This window comes from Psychrobacter sp. 1U2 (assembly GCF_051847575.1).
Window position 1 is genome coordinate 1 of sequence record NZ_JBPYDC010001300.1, and the last position, 638, is coordinate 638.

A 638-nucleotide genomic window follows, 5' to 3' on the forward strand; every position below is an offset into this window, starting at 1 on the left:
TATCGTTAATCAGTACGGTGTTGAAGTCCGTTACCATCACCATACGGATTTTGTGCTGGTTGATGATTGGGCTGTTCATGACATCTTTTAAGGCTTTAGCAAGGTCTTGACCCGCATCTACAGGCTTGAAGTAGATACGATGCTTATTGGCAACCTCGCCAGCCTCAGGATTGGCGGCGACGTTAAAACGACCGTCATTCTTTTTAAGTGAGGTTATCGTAGATTTTGAGACATCTAGCAGCGTTAGAAAATCGTATATAAAGTCGTCTTTTTTATTCTTATCAATGACTTTGATGGTTAATTTTTCTAAATCTTCAAAAAACTGAGTTTGGTTAAATGCCATGGTTGTCTCTGTAGATGAATTACGGGTGTAAATAAGCAGGCTAATGTGCAATTATAGCGCTATCTTATCGTATTTGAAGGCTTAAGTGTTCTGAAAAATAGGGGGTATATAGTATTTTATTGCTTATGTAGTCGATACGCTACAAGCTTATTAACAAGGGTTAATGATGATAGTTGGTACTAAGTTTCAGGGTGATTCTACTCGTATTGCAAAGATTCAGCATGATTGCTATGGAGAAGCATTGCGTGTCATATTTAATTTTTCTGTTCAAAAACATCGTGAAGCTGAAAGGGTA

Annotated in this window: 1 protein-coding gene; it reads right to left on the minus strand. The window is 37.8% G+C overall.

What is annotated here, in order from left to right:
* Positions 1-343: type IIL restriction-modification enzyme MmeI (locus tag ACS8FD_RS21760; protein ID WP_439277404.1), on the minus strand; the 343-nt coding region annotated here is incomplete at its 3' end.
* Positions 344-638 lie beyond the last annotated feature (295 nt).